This window comes from Enterobacter sp. 302C9 (genome assembly GCF_034106085.1).
Taxonomy (GTDB): Bacteria; Pseudomonadota; Gammaproteobacteria; order Enterobacterales; family Enterobacteriaceae; genus Enterobacter; species Enterobacter asburiae_B.
The window spans coordinates 59,841-78,831 of the sequence record NZ_JAWNBW010000012.1; the positions used below are offsets into that span (position 1 = coordinate 59,841).

The 18,991-nt window shown below is 56.8% G+C and carries 19 protein-coding genes; 8 read left to right on the top strand and 11 right to left on the bottom strand.

The features are described 5' to 3' along the window. Positions 1-116: 116 nt before the first annotated feature. Together kbl and tdh are read left to right on the top strand one after the other, a co-directional pair. Complete coding sequence (gene kbl, locus UR289_RS18505) at positions 117-1,313, top strand: glycine C-acetyltransferase (RefSeq protein WP_214580244.1); 1,197 nt, start codon at positions 117-119, stop codon at positions 1,311-1,313. Positions 1,314-1,322: 9 nt separating this feature from the next. After that, complete coding sequence (tdh, locus tag UR289_RS18510; RefSeq protein WP_023309906.1) at positions 1,323-2,351, top strand: L-threonine 3-dehydrogenase; 1,029 nt, start codon at positions 1,323-1,325, stop codon at positions 2,349-2,351. A gap of 27 nt (positions 2,352-2,378) precedes the next feature. Here tdh and UR289_RS18515 read toward each other — a convergent pair whose 3' ends face one another. Both UR289_RS18515 and UR289_RS18520 read right to left on the bottom strand, forming a co-directional pair. Beyond that, a complete protein-coding gene (locus UR289_RS18515) occupies positions 2,379-3,293 on the bottom strand; it encodes a hypothetical protein (RefSeq protein ID WP_069303478.1) in 915 nt (304 codons plus the stop codon). 15 nt (positions 3,294-3,308) lie between these two features. Next, positions 3,309-4,514 carry a glycosyltransferase gene (locus UR289_RS18520; protein WP_320711224.1) on the bottom strand — a complete coding sequence of 402 codons (1,206 nt, stop codon included), beginning with the start codon at positions 4,512-4,514 and terminating at the stop codon, positions 3,309-3,311. A gap of 205 nt (positions 4,515-4,719) precedes the next feature. Here UR289_RS18520 and UR289_RS18525 point away from each other — a divergent pair, with 205 nt between their 5' ends. Beyond that, positions 4,720-5,520, top strand: coding sequence for a glycosyltransferase family 2 protein (locus UR289_RS18525; protein WP_039261118.1), 801 nt, complete (start codon positions 4,720-4,722; stop codon positions 5,518-5,520). A gap of 3 nt (positions 5,521-5,523) precedes the next feature. On the opposite strand, the gene UR289_RS18530 is transcribed toward UR289_RS18525, so the two are convergent. From UR289_RS18530 to gpmM, 3 genes are read right to left on the bottom strand one after another with little or no spacing between them, the layout of a single operon-like run. Beyond that, positions 5,524-6,456 carry a divergent polysaccharide deacetylase family protein gene (locus tag UR289_RS18530; RefSeq protein WP_047651778.1) on the bottom strand — a complete coding sequence of 311 codons (933 nt, stop codon included), beginning with the start codon at positions 6,454-6,456 and terminating at the stop codon, positions 5,524-5,526. Between the two features lie 3 nt (positions 6,457-6,459). After that, positions 6,460-7,719, bottom strand: a complete 1,260-nt coding sequence (gene envC / locus UR289_RS18535) for a murein hydrolase activator EnvC (protein ID WP_320711266.1) — start codon at positions 7,717-7,719, stop codon at positions 6,460-6,462. A gap of 33 nt (positions 7,720-7,752) precedes the next feature. Further along, positions 7,753-9,297 (bottom strand): 2,3-bisphosphoglycerate-independent phosphoglycerate mutase, encoded by a 1,545-nt coding sequence (gene gpmM, locus UR289_RS18540; RefSeq protein WP_320711227.1) that lies wholly within the window; start codon positions 9,295-9,297, stop codon positions 7,753-7,755. Between the two features lie 247 nt (positions 9,298-9,544). Between gpmM and UR289_RS18545 the strand changes: the two genes are divergently transcribed. The 5 genes from UR289_RS18545 to cysE all read left to right on the top strand — a co-directional run bounded on the left by UR289_RS18545 (position 9,545) and on the right by cysE (position 12,654). Continuing rightward, positions 9,545-9,976: a rhodanese-like domain-containing protein gene (locus UR289_RS18545; RefSeq protein ID WP_023309913.1), complete on the top strand. Its 432-nt coding sequence runs from the start codon at positions 9,545-9,547 to the stop codon at positions 9,974-9,976. Between the two features lie 11 nt (positions 9,977-9,987). Then, a complete protein-coding gene (grxC, locus tag UR289_RS18550) occupies positions 9,988-10,239 on the top strand; it encodes a glutaredoxin 3 (protein WP_023309914.1) in 252 nt (83 codons plus the stop codon). A gap of 32 nt (positions 10,240-10,271) precedes the next feature. Further along, complete coding sequence (gene secB / locus UR289_RS18555) at positions 10,272-10,739, top strand: protein-export chaperone SecB (protein WP_003860835.1); 468 nt, start codon at positions 10,272-10,274, stop codon at positions 10,737-10,739. Next, positions 10,739-11,758, top strand: a complete 1,020-nt coding sequence (gpsA, locus tag UR289_RS18560) for an NAD(P)H-dependent glycerol-3-phosphate dehydrogenase (RefSeq protein ID WP_033147029.1) — start codon at positions 10,739-10,741, stop codon at positions 11,756-11,758. Before secB ends, gpsA begins: the two co-directional genes overlap by 1 nt. Positions 11,759-11,832: 74 nt before the next feature. Further along, a complete protein-coding gene (cysE, locus tag UR289_RS18565; RefSeq protein WP_008502718.1) occupies positions 11,833-12,654 on the top strand; it encodes a serine O-acetyltransferase in 822 nt (273 codons plus the stop codon). Here the strand turns inward: cysE and trmL are convergent. From trmL to UR289_RS18595, 6 genes are all read right to left on the bottom strand, one after another. Continuing rightward, a complete protein-coding gene (trmL, locus tag UR289_RS18570; protein WP_320711229.1) occupies positions 12,651-13,124 on the bottom strand; it encodes a tRNA (uridine(34)/cytosine(34)/5-carboxymethylaminomethyluridine(34)-2'-O)-methyltransferase TrmL in 474 nt (157 codons plus the stop codon). The genes cysE and trmL overlap by 4 nt on opposite strands. A gap of 45 nt (positions 13,125-13,169) precedes the next feature. Further along, on the bottom strand, positions 13,170-14,510 hold the full coding sequence (locus tag UR289_RS18575; protein ID WP_320711231.1) for an aromatic acid/H+ symport family MFS transporter: 1,341 nt from the start codon (positions 14,508-14,510) through the stop codon (positions 13,170-13,172). A 181-nt stretch (positions 14,511-14,691) separates the two neighbouring features. Beyond that, a complete protein-coding gene (lldD, locus tag UR289_RS18580; protein WP_048975588.1) occupies positions 14,692-15,879 on the bottom strand; it encodes an FMN-dependent L-lactate dehydrogenase LldD in 1,188 nt (395 codons plus the stop codon). After that, entirely contained in the window at positions 15,857-16,648 is a 792-nt protein-coding gene (gene lldR / locus UR289_RS18585) for a transcriptional regulator LldR (protein ID WP_320711234.1), read from the bottom strand. Before lldR ends, lldD begins: the two co-directional genes overlap by 23 nt. Next, the gene (gene lldP / locus UR289_RS18590) at positions 16,645-18,300 is read right to left on the bottom strand and encodes an L-lactate permease (protein WP_032650757.1); all 1,656 of its coding nucleotides are present in this window, start codon (positions 18,298-18,300) and stop codon (positions 16,645-16,647) included. The genes lldR and lldP overlap by 4 nt, the downstream gene beginning before the upstream one ends. A 279-nt stretch (positions 18,301-18,579) precedes the next feature. After that, the gene (locus UR289_RS18595; RefSeq protein ID WP_010436679.1) at positions 18,580-18,942 is read right to left on the bottom strand and encodes a YibL family ribosome-associated protein; all 363 of its coding nucleotides are present in this window, start codon (positions 18,940-18,942) and stop codon (positions 18,580-18,582) included. Positions 18,943-18,991 lie beyond the last annotated feature (49 nt).

Genomic DNA, 18,991 nt, shown 5'->3' on the forward strand with positions numbered 1-18,991 from the left:
GCGCAGGGGTACGCGTGATTTATGCTGCAAAAACGACAAGAGATGACGTGTCATCTCGTCATGAACTATAGGTTTGGGTAATATGTCCCGAAATTTGCCGAGTCTGGAGAATTGCAATGCGTGGTGATTTTTACAAACAGTTAAACAGCGACCTCGACACCGCACGTGCGGAAGGGTTGTTCAAGGAAGAGCGTATTATCACGTCTGCCCAGCAGGCGGACATCACCGTTGCCGACGGCAGCCATGTGATCAACTTTTGTGCGAACAACTACTTAGGTCTTGCGAATCACCCTGAGCTGATTGCCGCTGCAAAAAACGGCATGGACACCCACGGTTTCGGCATGGCCTCCGTACGCTTTATCTGCGGTACGCAGGACAGCCACAAGCAGCTTGAGCAAAAGCTGGCGAGCTTCCTCGGAATGGAAGACGCGATTCTGTACTCCTCCTGCTTCGACGCCAACGGCGGTCTGTTTGAGACCCTGCTTGGCGCAGAAGATGCGATTATCTCCGACGCCCTGAACCACGCCTCCATCATAGACGGCGTACGCCTGTGTAAAGCGAAGCGTTTCCGCTACGCCAACAACGACATGGTCGAGCTGGAAGCGCGCCTGAAAGAGGCCCGTGAAGCGGGTGCTCGCCACGTGCTGATCGCCACCGACGGCGTATTCTCCATGGACGGCGTGATCGCCAACCTGAAGGGCGTGTGCGACCTGGCGGATAAATACGACGCGCTGGTGATGGTCGATGACTCACACGCGGTCGGCTTTGTCGGCGAAAACGGCCGCGGTTCCCACGAATACTGTGACGTGATGGGCCGCGTGGACATCATCACCGGTACGCTGGGCAAAGCGCTCGGCGGCGCGTCCGGCGGCTATACCGCCGCGCGTAAAGAGGTGGTCGAGTGGCTGCGCCAGCGCTCCCGCCCGTATCTGTTCTCCAACTCCCTGGCGCCGGCCATTGTTGCCGCCTCCATCAAGGTACTGGAGATGGTGGAGTCCGGCGCTGAGCTGCGCGACCGCCTGTGGTCCAACGCCCGTCTGTTCCGTGAAAAAATGAGCGCCGCAGGTTTCACCCTGGCCGGTGCCGATCACGCCATCATCCCGGTGATGCTGGGCGATGCGGTCATCGCGCAGAAATTTGCCCGCGAACTGCAGAAAGAAGGGATTTACGTCACCGGGTTCTTCTTCCCGGTGGTGCCAAAAGGTCAGGCGCGTATCCGCACCCAGATGTCTGCGGCGCATACGCCTGAACAAATTGAACGTGCGGTGGAAGCCTTTACCCGCATCGGCAAACAGCTGGGCGTAATTGCCTGAGGACGTGTGATGAAAGCGTTATCCAAACTGAAAGCGGAAGAAGGGATTTGGATGACCGACGTGCCGGAGCCGGAAGTCGGTCATAACGATCTGCTGATCAAAATTCGTAAAACCGCCATCTGCGGTACTGACGTTCACATCTACAACTGGGACCAGTGGTCGCAGAAAACCATTCCGGTACCGATGGTTGTCGGTCACGAATATGTCGGTGAAGTGGTGGGTATCGGCCAGGAAGTGAAAGGCTTCCAAATTGGCGACCGCGTCTCCGGTGAAGGCCATATTACCTGCGGCCACTGCCGTAACTGTCGCGGCGGGCGTACGCACCTGTGCCGTAATACCATTGGCGTGGGCGTAAACCGCCCGGGCTGCTTCGCGGAATACCTGGTGATCCCGGCGTTTAACGCGTTCAAAATTCCGGACAATATCTCTGACGACCTGGCCTCCATCTTCGACCCGTTCGGCAACGCGGTGCACACGGCGCTCTCCTTCGACCTGGTCGGTGAAGACGTGCTGGTCTCCGGCGCGGGCCCAATCGGCATTATGGCCGCTGCTGTGGCCAAGCACGTGGGCGCGCGCAACGTTGTGATCACCGACGTGAACGAATACCGTCTGTCGCTGGCACGCAAAATGGGCGTCACCCGCGCGGTGGATGTCTCGAAAGAGAGCCTGACCGACGTGATGGAAGAGCTGGGCATGACCGAAGGCTTTGACGTGGGTCTGGAGATGTCCGGTGCGCCACCGGCGTTCCGCACCATGCTCGACACCATGAACCACGGTGGCCGTATCGCGATGCTGGGTATTCCGCCGTCAGACATGTCTATCGACTGGAACAAAGTCATCTTCAAGGGGCTGTTCATCAAGGGCATCTATGGCCGCGAGATGTTCGAGACCTGGTACAAGATGGCGGCGCTGATCCAGTCCGGTCTGGATCTGTCCCCGATTATTACTCACCGTTTCTCCATCGATGAGTTCCAGCAGGGCTTCGACGCGATGCGTTCCGGCCAGTCAGGAAAAGTGATCCTGAGCTGGGATAAGTAATCAAAAAGGGGCCTCAGGCCCCTTATTTTATTGCTTCTTTTTCTCTTCGTCCGTCAGGTAACGCACCTTGCGGGTGTAGTCCTGACCTTTGAACAGCAGTTTGTTATCCGGCGATTCAAGGTACTTCTGCCATTCAGAGAGAGGGAAGCCGCCGTGCGCGCCAATCACCTCTTTCGGTACAACGGCTTCCTGACCGCCAATTTTTTTCGAGACCGGCCAGTTCATCCAGTCACCCAGGTTAACCGTTTTTAAATCCAGCATGTCCAGCAGCGCGGCGAGCGGCAGCTGATCGGTCGGCGGCTGCGTGTCGTCCATCAGCTCCCAGGTATCCTGGAACAGCGTCAGCCATAGCGGACAGATACGGCGCCAGGTTTTTTTGGTTGCCGCAAGAAACGCGCCGTTAACGTGATCGACCAGATACGGGCGCACCGTCTCCTTGTAATACGCCGGCACTTTTTCCTCTGGCGCACCGTCCAGCTTGGCAATCATTTTGCCCTGACGGAAGCTGGAGTAAATGTGCATATCGGCCATGTTGATCTCGGGCATCTTGAGCAGGTTGAGATCGGAATCGATCATCAATACCCCTTCACCGCGAGCCTGCAGCGGGGCGTTAAGCTTCACCAGACGGCTGAGGTAGATCTGCTTATAGCGGTAGCTTTCCTCACGAACGGGAAGATTTAGCGTCACTACGCGGGTTTTAGGCGGCAGTACCCCAAAGGCGGATTCAGGCTGGTCGCTGACGATGACGATTTCGCTTACCCCGGTGGCATAACGTTCCGCGAAGGTGGCAGAGAGTAATGCTTCTTCGACGAAATCTGCGCCGGTACACGGAATCACAATAGAATCCACCGCAGCAAGCGCGCCCGTCACGGGCAGAGAGCTGTAAGGAATGTTGTGTCGCCCGGTGATATGACGATAGCGAGCATTAAGAAATTTAAACATAGTTATCTCGTTTGGTTAGTGCGCGCCAAGCACGGCTTCGACACCGCTGACATAGTTTTCGATGGCATAGGTATGACAGACGTTCTGGTATGCAGCCGCAGCCAGTCGAGCCCGCAGATCCGCGTCTGCCCAGATATTGTCCAGATGCTGTGCAAGCTGTGAAACATCGCTCCAGGGGAAGAGCAGCCCTGTCGAATCATGATCAATCAACTCTGCCGTGCCGGTCACCTGAGAGCCAATCACGGGGATATTGAGAAGCATCGCTTCCAGCACCACGCGCGGCAGCCCTTCGCTTTTTGAGGCCAGAATAAAGGCGTCAAACGTAGCGAGGTAATCAAATGGGGTATTCTGAAAACCGGTGAAGATGACGTGGTTTTCAATTCCCAGCGCTCGGGCCTGTTCCGCTAAAGCGCGGCGTTCGGCACCTTCACCGACCAGCACCATTTTCCATTTCGCCTGGGGATGCTTCTGGCTGAACTGTGCCAGCGCCTCCAGCGTGTGGTGGTTGGCTTTGCGAGGGATTAACGACCCAATACTGCCGAACACAAACGTGTCGTCATCAATATTCAGGCGCTGGCGCATTGCGCGTCGGTCAGGTAAAGGCTGGTGGATGTCGATGGCATTATTGACCGTCGTACACAGTTCGGGCCGGACGCCATGCTGAAGCAACACGCGTTCAACGCCGTGCGAGACGGCGATGATTTTTGTGGCATGGGCATTAACCAGCTTTACCAGCGGCGGGGTTAAAACGGGCTCAATGCGGCAGTGCTGGATCAACCGCGCCTGCAGGTTCGCCGCCGCCAGATAGCCTTCCTCGTTTGAGCCCGGCTGGTTATTCATATAGAGCGTATCGAAACCACCCTGCGTGAAAAGGGTCTCGATTTTGCTGACGTTAGGCCTGATGCGCCACATGATATCCACGTGACGCGTCAATGCCTTGCGGGCGCTGCGTGAGAAAAACAGCAGGCTACGTCCCGCTTCCTTCAACAATTTGGCCCAGACCGGCTGCGGACGTTGAGGGATCACGATGAGCGGGATGCCGATGCCGTTGAGCACCTGGCCAATTGTCTCACCTTCAGCACGACTATAATCACTGTAAAAACAACAGGTAATATCGAATTTATCGCGATTGATTCGCTTCAGGAGCTCAAGCATACTGTTGGTGCCTCCCCCCCATTCTTTACCCGTATCCAGGAGGAGAATTTTACTTTTGTGCGGCATGTCTGAATCCGTGTGCTACCCTTCATCTGACTGCATTATAAAGAATCTGTTGAAATAAAATAGATTTTTCTATTTTATTGCTCTTGAGAATTAGACAAAATTTCAAGCGTGCTTATTTGAAAAGTGTGATTCAGGACTTTAATCGTCTCTACTCATTTATATAGTATTAATAATATTAATTTAGGCTGCTATTGAGAGTGGGAGAATGTTTAAAATAACGGTCTGCTTATTAACGTTTAATTCTGAAAGATTATTGCACGATGTTATCCCGCCTCTTTTGAAAATAGCGGATGAAATTGTCGTGGTCGATTCTGGCAGTACGGACAAAACACGATATATTTGTGAAAGTTTTGGACTGCTACCTGTCTATAAAAAATTTAGCTGGCATGGCGAGCAGATGAACCATGCCATATCCTTAGCCAGCAATGACTGGGTCCTGTGCATCGACAGCGACGAAATTCTTGACCAGGAAACGGTTAATGCCGTTTTAACGTTAAAAGCAGGCGATGAGCCAGACCCCGGAATGGCATGGCGAATATGCCGCCACTGGTTTGTTCTGGGTGAAGAAGTCCGGACGATTTATCCAGTTTCATCCCCTGATTATCCTGTGCGTCTTTTTAATCGTAAACAGTCCCGGTTTAATAACAGGCCGGTAGACGATCAGGTCGAAGGTTTTCTCCGTTGTGAACGTATTCCGGGTTATGTAAAACATGATACGTTTCCCACGCTGCATGAGCTTTTTAACAAATTAAATTGTTATACAACCCGCCTGGTTCAACATCAAAAAATACGGCCCTCTATAGGGCGCGGCGTAATCAGCGCCATCGGGGCTTTTTTCAAATGGTATCTGTTTAGCGGCGCCTGGCGTAAGGGCAAAGTGGGGGTGGCGACGGGACTGTATGCCACAGCCTATAGCTTTTTGAAGTATTTCAAATCCTGGTATCAGCATCAGGAAAAAAAAGAGTCCGTTGCTAACGAGCAGACGGACTCTCAGATTGCGAAATAAGCGTCAGGCTTTCTTACCCCATCCCTGCCACTGCTGCTGGACGTATTTCACCAGGGTACTGTTACTGATGCTGTCTCCGATGACGGAGAAGAAGCGGGTCGCATAGACCGGTTCAGGCGGTTGCTTCGGTACACAGCGCTTCACGCCGCGGAACGGATTACGCGGCGCTGTCGGGACGGGCTGCGCAGAATTTGGTGTAGAGGTATCTACCTGCGGCTCGTTCAGCAGATCGCTCGGACGCACCAGCGTGATATCGGCAGGCAAGGTCGGCAGCATCTGCTGCAGGACGCGAACGGTAGACGGGTGCGGGTGACCGATGGCGATGGCTGAGCCATTGCGGCGGGCCAGCTGTACCGCGCGATTAAACTGCATGCGGATATCGGCTTCGTTCTGGGTATCATCCAGGAACACCTTGCGCTTAATCACCTTTACGCCGGTTCCCTGAGCGGCACGCATCGCCTGGCTGTTGCCGATGGTCATGCTGTCGAGGAAGTAGAGGTTGTAACGCTCCAGCGCCTGCATCACTTTGAGCATCCCGTACAGGCTTGATGTCATCGCGCTGCCCATATGGTTGTTCAGCCCTACGGCATACGGCACTTTGTTGTAGGCGTCGCGGATGATGCGCTCGATCTCCTCGCTGCTCATGTCCGGGCGCAGAGTGTCTTTTTCCAGCGGCTGCTTGCTGAGCGGGGCCATCGGCAGGTGGATCAGCACCTGATGACCGCTGTTATGGGCTTTGGTCGCCATCTCACGCGCGTGGGGCGCATTTGGAAGGACGGCGACAGAGATGGCCGACGGCATCGCCAGCACCTGATTTTCATAGTGCGGACGATAACCGAAGTCATCAATCACGATAGCGAGTTTACCTGCGTATACTGGTGCAGCCAGCGCCAGCGCGCTGACGACGGAGAAAACCATTCGACGAAATTGAAGCAAAACTTATCTTCCCAACCACGGCTGTGGATTGACCGCCTGACCCTGGCGACGAATTTCGAAATAGAGTGACGGGCGGCCCTGACCGCCACTGCTGCCCACAAGGGCGATGGGTTGGCCTGCGCGCACCTGCGTGCCGACGCTGACCAGCGCGCTCTGGTTGTAGCCGTAAAGGCTCATGTCACCTTTACCGTGTTCGACCACCACCACCAGTCCGTAACCCTGCAGCCAGTCGGCCAGAATCACGCGGCCATCGGCAATGGCTTTTACTTCGCTACCTTCAGACGCACCGATAACTATTCCTTTCCAACGTAGCTCACCCTGCAGCTGTTCGCCATAGCGATGCAGAATTGAACCGCGAACGGGCCAGAAAGCCTGACCGCGAGGAGAGCCCAAACCGCCGGTACGCGACATCAGGGAACGTTCGCTCTCGCTTGGTTTGTAGGTAGTGCCTTTGCGGGACGCTTCCTGCTGCTTATCGCGAACGGCCTGCGCCTCGCGAGCCTCTTTTTCGGCGCGCGCTTTCGCCGCCGCTTCCGCACGGGCGATGCTGTTACGCAGTTTTGATTCGTTGGCGCGCATTTCGCTAAGCTGGCTCTGACCTTCCTGAATGGAGGATTCAAGGCCGGAAAGGGTTTTCTTACGCTCGTTGCGCGCATGCTCAAGCTTCGCCTGCTGGGCCTGCTGATCGTAGAGCAGAGTTTGTTGCTGGCTCTGTTTCTCTTCCAGCTCGGCTTTTTGCGTGGAGACCTCTTCGCGCGTCTGCTTCAGCTGCGCGATCGTCTCCTGACGCGCCTGGTTGAGATAGCCAAAGTAGGCCTGCAGGCGCTGGCCGCGCTGGCTCTCTTCGCCGCTGAGGATCAGCTGGAGTCCGGTATGTTCACCCTGGCGGAATGCGGCATCAAGCTGTGCGGCAAGATTGCGCTCCTGCGCGTCACGCTGGCGCTCGAGTTTGGCAATCGACGCGTTCATCTCGTCGATCTGTTTATTCAACTGGGCGAGGGTGTTTTGCGTTTCTCGGAGTTTACGCGTGGCGGCGGAGATCGCCTCTTCCTGCTGCTTAAGCTGGGCGAGCAGGGCGGAGCGTTGCTGCTGCTGCTGGCGTACCGCACGCTCTTTGGCAGCGATATCGGCCTGAATGGATTTCAGCTGGTCGCGGTCATCCGCGTGGGCGGATGCGGCGCACAGCAATACGCCAGCGCTGAGTGCGCTGGCGTAAAACAGAGGTCTGACTGATAACCTAAGCGGATTCACGACCCATGTGATTGAAAAAATCGCCTTTCCCCTCATGGGGAGCGATTATTCCACGATGAACAGCGGCTTACCAGTCATCTCTTCAGGGATCGGCATACCCATCAGCGACAGCATGGTTGGCGCGATGTCAGAAAGCTTGCCGCCTTCCACTGCTTTCAGTGATTTATCACCCACATAAATCAGCGGAACAGGCAGGTTGGTATGAGCCGTGTGGGCCTGGCCGGTCGCCGGGTCGCGCATCTGTTCAGCGTTACCGTGGTCAGCTGTGATCAGCAGCTGGCCGCCAACGGATTCAACCGCTTTCGCTACCTGCTCAACGCAGTGGTCCAGCGCTTCAACCGCTTTCACTGCCGCTTCCATCACCCCAGTATGCCCAACCATGTCGCCGTTCGGGTAGTTACAGATGATGGTGTCGTACTTACCGCTCTTGATGGCCGCAACCAGTTTTTCCGTCAATTCTGCAGAGCTCATTTCGGGCTGCAGATCGTAGGTAGCGACTTTCGGAGAGTTGATCAGAATGCGGTCTTCGCCTTTGAACGGCTCTTCAACGCCGCCGTTAAAGAAGAAGGTCACGTGCGCGTATTTTTCAGTTTCGGAAATACGCAGCTGCGTTTTGTCGTTCTTCGCCATCCACTCGCCAAAGGTATTTGCCAGAGATGCTGGCGGATACGCGCAAGGCGCTTTGATGTCTGCGGCGTATTCAGTCAGCTGGATGAAATCGAGGTTTACCACTTTCTTACGGGCAAAACCGTCGAAGTCGCTGTTGACGAACGCACGGGTGATTTCACGCGCGCGGTCAGCGCGGAAGTTCATGAAGATCAGCGCGTCGCCATCTTCCATGGCGGCGTCGGCCTGGCCTTCAGCACGAATCACGGACGCTTTCACGAATTCGTCGTTTTCATCACGTGCATAGGCCGCTTCCAGCGCCTCAACGGCGGTCGCGAACTGGAATTCACCTTTTGCCAGGGTCATCAGGTCATAGGCCTGTTCAACGCGATCCCAGCGGTTGTCGCGGTCCATAGCGTAGTAACGGCCAATGATGGACGCTACGCGGCCTTTGCCCAGCGCGGCGAATTTCTCTTCGAAGGCTTGCAGAGAGCCTTTTGCGCTACGTGGTGGCGTATCGCGACCGTCCAGGAAGGCGTGCAGATAGATTTTTTCCGCACCGCGCTCGGCGGCCAGTTCAACCATCGCCATGATGTGATCTTCGTGGCTGTGAACGCCGCCAGCAGAGAGCAGGCCCATGATGTGTACGGCCTTGCCAGCGGCAACGGCTTTATCGACCGCGCCAGACAGCGTTGGGTTGGAGAAGAAGGTGCGTTCTTTAATTTCAACGTCCAGACGCGTCAGATCCTGATACACAATACGCCCGGCGCCCAGGTTTACGTGACCGACTTCGGAGTTGCCCATCTGGCGGTCCGGCAGGCCCACTTCCAGGCCAGACGCGTCAATCAGCGTATGCGGACGTTTCGCCCACAGGGCATCCATGACCGGGGTTTTGGCGTTGAAAATAGCGTTATCCTGGCTATCTTGACGGTAGCCATAGCCATCCAGAATCACCAGTACCATAGGTTTTTTAGAAACCGACATTGCGACAACCTCATGCTCAAGAGTCAAAATTTGCGTAATTTTACTACAGCTGAATCGATCAAATAGCCGCAGAAGATCAAAGAAAGCGCAGGGGCAAGATGTACACCAGACCATTTTGAGGCATTTTTTTAGGTGGCATGCCGCAGAAAATGGATTAGGTTATGGTCGCTGGCTGTATTTGCCAGAACGCACAGGTATACTCCTGTCCTGGTTTTTTTTATCACTTAGTCGGGAGTAGTTACCCTCCATGCAAGAAATTATGCAATTCGTTAGCCGCCATCCGGTTCTGAGCATCGCGTGGATTGGCCTGCTGGCTGCTGTGCTGTTTACCACATTTAAGAGCCTGACGTCTAAAATTAAGGTTATCACCCGTGGTGAAGCGACGCGTCTGATCAACAAAGAAGATGCCGTCGTGGTCGATCTGCGTCAGCGTGACGATTTCCGTAAAGGTCACATTGCGGGCGCAATCAACCTGCTGCCAGCTGAAATCAAAGCGAACAACGTCGGTGAGCTTGAGAAACACAAAGCCCAGCCGATTATCGTTGTCGATGCGACCGGCATGCAGGCACAGGAATCTGCCAGCGCGCTTCATAAAGCAGGCTTCGAAAACGTAACGGTGCTGAAAGAAGGTATTTCCGGCTGGAGCGGGGAAAATCTTCCTTTGGTACGCGGTAAATAAGGAGTTCAGTCATGGCCAATATTGAGATCTATACCAAAGCGACGTGCCCGTTCTGTCATCGTGCGAAAGCGCTGCTGAACAGCAAAGGCGTCACGTTCCAGGAACTGCCGATCGACGGTGACGCGATTAAACGCGAAGAGATGATCAAACGTAGTGGTCGCACGACGGTTCCGCAGATTTTTATTGATGCGCAGCACATTGGCGGCTGTGATGACTTGTATGCGCTCGACGCCCGTGGTGGACTCGATCCGCTGCTGAGCTAAGAGACTTTAGGACAATTAAAAAGGGTATTTCCATGTCAGAACAAAACAACACCGAGATGACTTTCCAGATCCAGCGTATCTACACCAAGGACGTCTCTTTCGAAGCGCCAAATGCGCCACATGTTTTCCAGAAAGATTGGCAGCCAGAGGTTAAACTTGATCTGGATACCGCATCTACCCAACTGGCAGATGACGTGTATGAAGTCGTGCTGCGTGTGACCGTTACCGCATCTCTGGGTGAAGAAACTGCATTCCTGTGTGAAGTACAGCAGGGCGGCATCTTCTCTATCGGCGGTATCGAAGGCAACCAGATGGCGCATTGCCTGGGGGCGTACTGCCCGAACATTCTGTTCCCGTATGCGCGTGAATGCATCACCAGCCTGGTTTCTCGCGGTACATTCCCGCAACTGAACCTTGCGCCAGTTAACTTTGATGCGCTGTTCATGAACTATCTGCAGCAGCAAGCTGGCGAAGGTGCTGAACAACATCAGGATGCCTGATGAGCACTGTTAATGCGTCAATGACTGTGATCGGTGCCGGCTCATACGGCACCGCTCTTGCCATCACGCTGGCAAGAAATGGTCACGAAGTGGTTCTCTGGGGCCACGATCCAAAACATATCGCAACGCTGCAACGCGACCGTTGTAACGTGGCGTTTCTTCCGGACGTTCCGTTCCCCGACTCCCTGCACCTTGAAAGCGACCTTGCGACCGCGCTGGCGGCCAGCCGCAACATTCTGATTGTGGTCCCGAGCCATGTATTTGGCGACGTGCTCCGTCAGATTAAGCCGCTGATGCGCCCGGATGCGCGCATTGTCTGGGCGACAAAAGGACTGGAAGCCGAAACCGGACGCCTACTGCAGGACGTTGCCCGTGAAGCGCTGGGTGATGAGATCCCGCTGGCGGTCATCTCCGGCCCGACCTTTGCCAAAGAGCTGGCCGCTGGCCTGCCGACGGCGATTTCGCTGGCCTCCACCGATCAGGCCTTCTCAGACGATCTTCAACAGCTGCTGCACTGCGGCAAGAGCTTCCGCGTCTACAGCAACCCCGATTTTATCGGCGTGCAGCTGGGCGGTGCGGTGAAGAACGTGATTGCGATTGGTGCCGGAATGTCAGACGGCATTGGTTTTGGTGCCAATGCGCGTACGGCGCTGATCACCCGAGGACTGACCGAAATGTCCCGCCTGGGCGAAGCGCTGGGTGCCGATCCGGCCACCTTTATGGGGATGGCTGGCCTGGGCGACCTGGTGCTGACCTGTACCGATAACCAGTCTCGTAACCGCCGTTTTGGCATGATGCTCGGACAGGGCAGCGATGTTAAAGGCGCGCAGGAGAAGATTGGTCAGGTGGTTGAAGGCTACCGCAATACCAGGGAAGTCCGCGAGTTGGCGCACCGTTTCGGTGTCGAAATGCCAATAACCGAGGAAATTTATCAGGTATTGTATTGCGGAAAAAATGCGCGCGAGGCAGCATTGACCTTATTAGGTCGTGCGCGCAAGGACGAGCGCAGCAGTAACTAGTCGGAACCGTTGTCACCTGAATGACCCAGCCAGCGCAGAACTGGCTGGTCATTAACTATCGTCTGGAGTAAGCAATGCCGTGTGAAGAACTGGATATCGTCTGGAACAATATTAAAGCCGAAGCCCGGGCGCTGGCCGACTGCGAGCCTATGCTGGCCAGTTTTTACCACGCGACGCTACTCAAGCACGAAAATCTCGGCAGCGCGCTGAGCTATATGCTCGCCAACAAGCTGGCTTCCTCGATCATGCCTGCTATCGCCATCCGTGAAGTGGTGGAAGAGGCGTACGCTGCAGACCCGGAAATGATCGCCTCTGCCGCCTGCGATATTCAGGCCGTGCGCACCCGTGACCCGGCGGTCGATAAATATTCTACGCCGCTGCTGTACCTGAAAGGCTTCCACGCCCTGCAGGCTTACCGCATCGGCCACTGGCTGTGGAATGAAGGCCGCCGCGCGCTGGCGATCTTCCTGCAAAACCAGGTTTCCGTGACGTTCCAGGTCGATATTCACCCGGCGGCAAAGATTGGCCGCGGGATCATGCTCGACCACGCCACCGGGATTGTCGTCGGGGAAACGGCGGTCATTGAAGATGACGTCTCGATCCTGCAGTCGGTTACCCTGGGCGGTACCGGTAAAACCAGCGGCGATCGCCATCCGAAAATCCGTGAAGGGGTGATGATTGGCGCGGGTGCCAAAATCCTCGGCAATATTGAAGTCGGGCGCGGCGCGAAGATCGGCGCAGGCTCCGTGGTGCTCCAGCCCGTGCCGCCGCATACCACCGCCGCTGGCGTACCGGCGCGCATCGTCGGTAAACCAGACAGCGATAAGCCTTCCATGGACATGGATCAGCACTTCAACGGCATTCACCATACGTTCGAGTATGGTGACGGCATTTAACTTCTGAGAATGGCGTCCGGATACCCCAGCTGGCGCCATGCTTCATACACCACCACCGACACCGCGTTCGACAGGTTCATGCTGCGGCTGTCCGGCATCATCGGAATACGGATTTTCTGCTCAGCGGGCAGGGCATCCAGGATCGTGGCCGGCAGGCCGCGGGTTTCCGGGCCAAACATCAGATAGTCACCTGCCTGATAGTTCACGGCGCTATGCGCTGGCGTGCCTTTGGTGGTCAGGGCGAACATGCGCTGCGGCTTTTCGGCTTCCAGAAACGCGGCGTAATCGTGATGGCGAACGACGGCGGTAAATTCATGATAATCCAGCCCTGCGCGACGCAGACGTTTGTCGTCCCACGTAAAGCCCATCGGCTCAATGATATGCAGACGAAAACCGGTGTTGGCACACAGGCGGATAATATTGCCGGTATTTGGCGGAATTTCTGGTTCGAATAAAACGATGTTAAGCATGCTGCCCCCTTAATTGCGGGGGCAGAATAGCAGAAAAGAGAGGAACTACGCGACGCCGGGTTCCTGCGAGCGGCTGTAGAGCATTTTGTAGACGGTTGCCGCAGCGGCCACCAGAGCGGGAACGCTGAGGATCATTAAAATACTGTCTGCCTGCCACTGCATAGCGAGAAGCTGGGCGCTGGTCATGGTTCCCGCCACGCCGCCAAAGCGGCCGATCCCCTGCATCCAGGCGATGCCCGTCGCGCGGCACTCGGTAGGGTAAAAGGTGGCGGCCAGGGTTTGCATGCCCGATTGCGCGCCGTTCATCGCGATCCCCATCAGGAAAATCAGCCCACCAAACAGAGCGATATGGTTATGCTCAATACCCAGTAAAAGAATAAGGCCCATTGTCAGCACGAAACCACACGCGACAACTTTATGCGCTTCCCAGCGGTCCATCATCCAGCCCGCGAGCAGAATGCCTGCGGTGCCGCCGAAGGTGAACAGCGAGGTGAGCCAGGCGGATTCCACCAGAGCATAGCCCATCCCCTGCATCAGCGTCGGCATCCAGCTTAGCAGGACGTAGTAAATCACCAGCCCCATAAAATAGGTCACCCACAGCATCAGGGTGCCGGGCAGCCAGGGCATGGAAAAGAGCTGCGACACGCTCCCTTTTTTAGAGGCGACTTTCTCCTCCGCCAGGAAAAATCCCGTGACGCTATCCAGCGTGCTGCGGGCGAACCGGCTGGCGATGCGGCGGACCTGCATGACGTCTTTCCCGCGCTGCACCAGAAACTTCACGGACTCCGGTAAAAACAGCGCCAGCAGCAGCGTTAAAATCAGCGGCGCAATCGCCCCGGTCAGCAGCACGCTTCGCCAGCCGTGGTGGGGGATAAGCCAGGAAGAGATCGCGCCGCCGCCCGCCGCACCCAGAGGGAAGCCGCAGTACATGGTATTAATCGCCATGGCGCGACAGCGCTGGGGGGCAAACTCCGAGATCAGCGTGATGGCGTTAGGCATTGCGGCACCGAGGCCCAGGCCCGTCAGAAAGCGCCACAGCGTGAGCGTATTCAGACTTTGCGCCCAGGCCGTCCCCAGGCTCGCAAGGCCGAAGAACAGGCACGAAAAGACCAGCACGCGCTTGCGCCCCATCCGGTCCGAGACCGGACCGGCAATCAGCGCGCCCAGCGACAGCCCCAGCAGCGCAGCGCTCAGCACCGGCCCCAGATCCTGTTTGTGTATCCCCCATTCTGCCGACAGCGTAGGCGCGATGTAACCCATCGCCGCCGTATCAAAACCATCGATCGCCAGAACCAGAAAGCCCAGCACAATGAGCAGCCAGTGAAACCCTGAAAAGGAACTCTCATCGATCACCTGCTGAATATCCACCTTACCTGAATACGCCATACGCTCCACTCCAATCTGATGTTGTTTTTGTGTTCTTGTATTTGCTTGTCTATACAATTGCGGGCGGCAGGGGGATGTCAAATTTTCTTATCCAATATGTTATCTGGATGTTATTTTTGGCGTAAAAAAGCGCCCGAGGGGAAAATCGGGCGCGTGAGAAAGGGGGATTAATCGGAGAAGGTCAGGCCGCGTTTTCCTGAGCCAGGGGAGCCAGCGCCGCCGGTAATTTGCTTAACTCCTGCACCAGAGAATCCTTACTGATTTCGCTAATCGTTCTTGCACCTGTCAGCGTCATCGCTACCTTCATCTCTTTTTCGATCAGGTTGAGCAGATTCGCCACCCCTGCCTGGCCCGCCGTCGCCAGCGCATACAGATACGCGCGCCCCAGCAGCACGCTGTCGGCGCCCAGCGCAATCATTCGCACCACGTCCAGCCCGTTGCGGATGCCGCTGTCGGCCAGGATCGCAATATCGCCTTTCACCGCATCGGCGATGGCCGGCAGGGCGCGTGCGGAAGAGAGCACACCGTCAAGCTGGCGTCCGCCGTGGTTAGATACCACAATCCCGTCTGCGCCAAAGCGTACCGCGTCGCGGGCATCTTCCGGATCGAGGATCCCTTTGATCACCATCGGGCCGTCCCAGAACTCGCGGATCCACTCCAGGTCTTTCCACGAGATCGACGGATCGAAGTTGTTCGCCAGCCAGCCGATGTAATCCTCCAGCCCGGTCGGTTTACCGAGGTAAGCCGAGATATTCCCGAGATCGTGAGGCCGACCGTTCAGGCCGACATCCCACGCCCACTGTGGGTGGGTCACGGCCTGCCAGTAACGACGGAGCGCAGCATTCGGGCCGCTCATGCCGGAGTGGGCATCACGATAGCGCGCGCCGGGCGTTGGCATATCGACGGTAAAGACCAGCGTGGAGCAGCCCGCCGCTTTGGCTCGCTCGAGCGCGTTGCGCATAAACCCGCGATCGCGCAGGACGTACAGCTGGAACCACATTGGGCGCTTGATGGTCGGTGCTACCTCTTCAATCGGGCAGACGGACACGGTGGAAAGCGTAAACGGAATGCCTTTGGCATCCGCCGCAGCGGCGGCCTGCACTTCGCCACGGCGGGCATACATGCCGCATAAGCCTACAGGCGCGAGCGCCACGGGCATGGAGAGCGTTTCGTTGAACAGCTTCGTCTCAAGGCTCAGGTCAGACATATTCTTCAGCACGCGCTGGCGCAGAGCCACCTCCGACAGATCTTCCACGTTGCGGCGCAGGGTGTATTCGGCATACGCCCCACCGTCGATATAGTGGAACAGGAACGGGGGCAAAATGCGCTGCGCCGCGGCGCGATAGTCACTGGCTGCTGAAATAATCATGCTTTGTTCTCCCTGGAATATCACTGTCGCCAGGCAGACGGGTAATACGCGCCTGTCGGGCCTGGTCTTCATCGAATCGTTTAATGGTGGTGTGCACGAAACCGAGATGCGCCATCATCGCTTTGCGTGCGGCCTCGGCATCACCGGCCAGAATGGCGTTGAGCACCGCCTCGTGCTGTTCTGTGAGCTGGGCAAAAACCGGCGGAACCAGATACATGCGCTGGCGGCTCTGCTTCACGGAGGATTGCAGCAGGTCGAAGAACCCGCGCATGGTCTGAAGCAGCACCACGTTGTGCGACGCCTCGGCAATCGCCAGGTGAAAACGGACGTCCGCCTGGGAGGCGATGTCCGGGTCGCTGCTTTGCGTGGCCTCAAAGCAGGCGATGAGTTTCTCTTTGTCGGCGTCGGTTGCCCGCATGGCCGCGTGCCAGGCGGTACTGGTTTCGATGGCGTGACGCGCTTCAAGGATGTCGAAGCTGTAGTCCGGGTCGTTCTCCATCAGCGTCTTCAGGGGCTGCACGATGTTTTGCTCGGACCAGTCGTCATGCTGCCAGCGCACAAAGGTGCCGCCGCCGCGACGGCTCACCAGCACGCCTTCGCTGACCAGCGTCGCCAGCGCCTCGCGCAGTGAATTGCGCGACACGCCAAGCTGGGCGGCAAGCTGGCGTTCGGCGGGCAACTTCATGCCCGCTTCAAGCTGTTGTTCTTCAATCAGCGCCCGTACGCGAGAGGCAATCTCGTCGGACAGGCGTCTGGGCATCACTATCATGGGATCATCCAGGTTAAGACATAGGCCTGCAGGGTGGTGATCACCCCGACCATACAGGTGAATATCAGGCTGTGTTTCACGGTAAAGCGGAACAGATCCGACTCTTTACCGACCAGTCCCACCGCCGCACAGGCAATGGCGATGGATTGTGGAGAGATCATTTTCCCGGTCACGCCGCCGGTGGTATTCGCGGCCACCAGCAGGACATCCGACACGCCAATCTGCTGGGCTGCCGTTGCCTGCAGCGCGGCAAACAGGGCGTTAGACGAGGTATCGGAACCGGTCAGGAATACCCCCAGCCAGCCGAGGAACGGCGAGAAGAAGGTGAAGGCGTGGCTGGTATGGGCCAGCGCCAGCGCCAGCGTCGATGACAGGCCGGAGTAGTTCGAGATAAACGCGAACGCCAGCACCATGCCGATGGAGTAAATCGGCAGCATCAGCTCTTTAATGGTCGCGGCAAAGGTCTGCACCGCGGCCGCAGGCTTCATGCGCAGCCACACCACGGAAAGGATAGCGGCAAACAGGATGGCGGTACCGGTGGCGGAGAACCAGTCGAATTTATAGACCGCGGCATACGGCGTAGCGGCGTGCACCACCGGCGGCATACGGGCGACCATCTTGTCGAGGAACGGTACGGAGATGTTAATCACCATGTCGTACAGCGCGCCGCCCGGGGCGAACAGGGCTTTAAAAGGCGGGATGCTCCACAGGGTGACCGTTGCGGTCAGGAACAGGAACGGCGACCAGGCGCGGATCACCTGTCCTGCCGTATAGCCCGTACGGGCCAGGGTTTGATCAACCTGCGAGGCGCCCATGTCGGCGAAGCGGAAAATACGCACCGGCTGCCAGCGCTTCAGGAACAGCGTCAGACAGACCAGCGACACCAGCGAAGAGATGATGTCCGGCAGCTCCGGGCCGAGGAAGTTCGAGCTGAGGTATTGAGCGATAGCGAACGAACCGCCCGCCACCATCACCGCAGGCCAGGTCTCCTTCACGCCGCGCCAGCCGTCCATAATCGCCATGATCCAGAACAGGACGATAATGGTCAGGAAGGGCAGCTGGCGGCCGACCATCTGGCCGATCTCGAAGCTGTCCAGCCCGGTGACCTGTCCGGCCACCAGAATCGGAATACCCATCGCGCCAAATGCAACCGGCGCGGTGTTCACAATCAGGCACAGGCCCGCGGCATAGAGCGGGTTAAAGCCCAGACCGACCAGCAGCGCGGCGGTGATCGCCACCGGTGCGCCAAAGCCTGCCGCACCTTCCAGAAACGCCCCGAAGGAGAAGCCGACAATCAGCATCTGCAGGCGCTGGTCCGGCGTGATGGAAAGAATCGACGAACGGATTATGTCGAACTGCCCGGTTTTCACCGAGATTTTATAGACAAACACCGCCGCGATGATGATCCACGCAATTGGCCACAGGCCGTAGAAGAAACCGTAGACGACGGAGGCCAGCGCGCGATCGACCGGCATTTTATAGAAGAACAGCGCCACCATCAGAGCGATAGCAACGGTATACGTCGCGGCGAGGTAGCCCTTCAGCTTGAGCTTAATCAGCGCAAAGAAGAAGAACAGGATCGGAAGCGATGCGATCAGGCTCGACAGCCAGATATTTCCGGCCGGGTCGTAGTTTTGTTGCCAGAGGCTCATGCAGGTCTCCTGGGGACCAGACAGCCTGCGCTGCGGGTGAGTCTCCGCTCAACTCTGCGTCACAGGTTGTGTAAAAGTGGTCCTGCCAATGTTGTGTTGTAGGGTTAATGACAATGAATGGTTAACCAAATGTTATGGTCAGGCAATGAGTTTGTGAGCGGAAATAATGGAATTGTGAACCGGGGAAGAAAGAAAAGGGGGATTGGTTGGGCCAATTTGAAGCGGGGTGGGGCCTGATGCCCTCACCCCGGCCCTCTCCCACAGGGAGAGGGGGAAGTATCAGAACGCGGTCTTACAAAAGCCCGTCATCTCTTTCAGGCCCATTTCGCGGCCAAGCTCGGTCATCGGGTGTACCACCACCAGACCACGGACGCTTTTCTTCAGCTTGCCCATGTCGGCCTGTTCTTTTTTGGTGATCGCGCGGCGGTGCGGCATGTTCATCAGCTTCTGCGCTTCTTTGCTCAGCTTCTGGCCCTTCACTTCGCGCAGGCGCTCGATTTCTGTTTCCAGCGTGGCGGCTTCTTTTTCCAGCTCGGCGTACTTCTCGGCGGAATCGACCAGTGACAGGCCAGCCATCTGGTGGCGGATCAGATCCAGGCGGTCGCTCAGGCGTTTAATTTCGTTCTTTTCGACTTCTTTCATGACAAATAACTCTGAAAACGGGGAATTTACAGGGAAGGATACACCAATG

Bases quoted from the DNA above. Each gene is read 5' to 3' on its own strand.
- kbl (WP_214580244.1), top strand. From the start codon at position 117: ATGCGTGGTGATTTTTACAAACAGTTAAACAGCGACCTCGACACCGCA.
- grxC (WP_023309914.1), top strand. From the start codon at position 9,988: ATGGCCAATATTGAGATCTATACCAAAGCGACGTGCCCGTTCTGTCAT.
- UR289_RS18545 (WP_023309913.1), top strand. From the start codon at position 9,545: ATGCAAGAAATTATGCAATTCGTTAGCCGCCATCCGGTTCTGAGCATC.
- lldD (WP_048975588.1), bottom strand. From the start codon at position 15,879: ATGATTATTTCAGCAGCCAGTGACTATCGCGCCGCGGCGCAGCGCATT.
- secB (WP_003860835.1), top strand. From the start codon at position 10,272: ATGTCAGAACAAAACAACACCGAGATGACTTTCCAGATCCAGCGTATC.
- lldR (WP_320711234.1), bottom strand. From the start codon at position 16,648: ATGATAGTGATGCCCAGACGCCTGTCCGACGAGATTGCCTCTCGCGTA.
- gpsA (WP_033147029.1), top strand. From the start codon at position 10,739: ATGAGCACTGTTAATGCGTCAATGACTGTGATCGGTGCCGGCTCATAC.
- trmL (WP_320711229.1), bottom strand. From the start codon at position 13,124: ATGCTTAACATCGTTTTATTCGAACCAGAAATTCCGCCAAATACCGGC.
- UR289_RS18595 (WP_010436679.1), bottom strand. From the start codon at position 18,942: ATGAAAGAAGTCGAAAAGAACGAAATTAAACGCCTGAGCGACCGCCTG.
- UR289_RS18520 (WP_320711224.1), bottom strand. From the start codon at position 4,514: ATGCCGCACAAAAGTAAAATTCTCCTCCTGGATACGGGTAAAGAATGG.
- UR289_RS18515 (WP_069303478.1), bottom strand. From the start codon at position 3,293: ATGTTTAAATTTCTTAATGCTCGCTATCGTCATATCACCGGGCGACAC.
- tdh (WP_023309906.1), top strand. From the start codon at position 1,323: ATGAAAGCGTTATCCAAACTGAAAGCGGAAGAAGGGATTTGGATGACC.
- UR289_RS18575 (WP_320711231.1), bottom strand. From the start codon at position 14,510: ATGGCGTATTCAGGTAAGGTGGATATTCAGCAGGTGATCGATGAGAGT.
- lldP (WP_032650757.1), bottom strand. From the start codon at position 18,300: ATGAGCCTCTGGCAACAAAACTACGACCCGGCCGGAAATATCTGGCTG.
- cysE (WP_008502718.1), top strand. From the start codon at position 11,833: ATGCCGTGTGAAGAACTGGATATCGTCTGGAACAATATTAAAGCCGAA.
- UR289_RS18525 (WP_039261118.1), top strand. From the start codon at position 4,720: ATGTTTAAAATAACGGTCTGCTTATTAACGTTTAATTCTGAAAGATTA.
- gpmM (WP_320711227.1), bottom strand. From the start codon at position 9,297: ATGTCGGTTTCTAAAAAACCTATGGTACTGGTGATTCTGGATGGCTAT.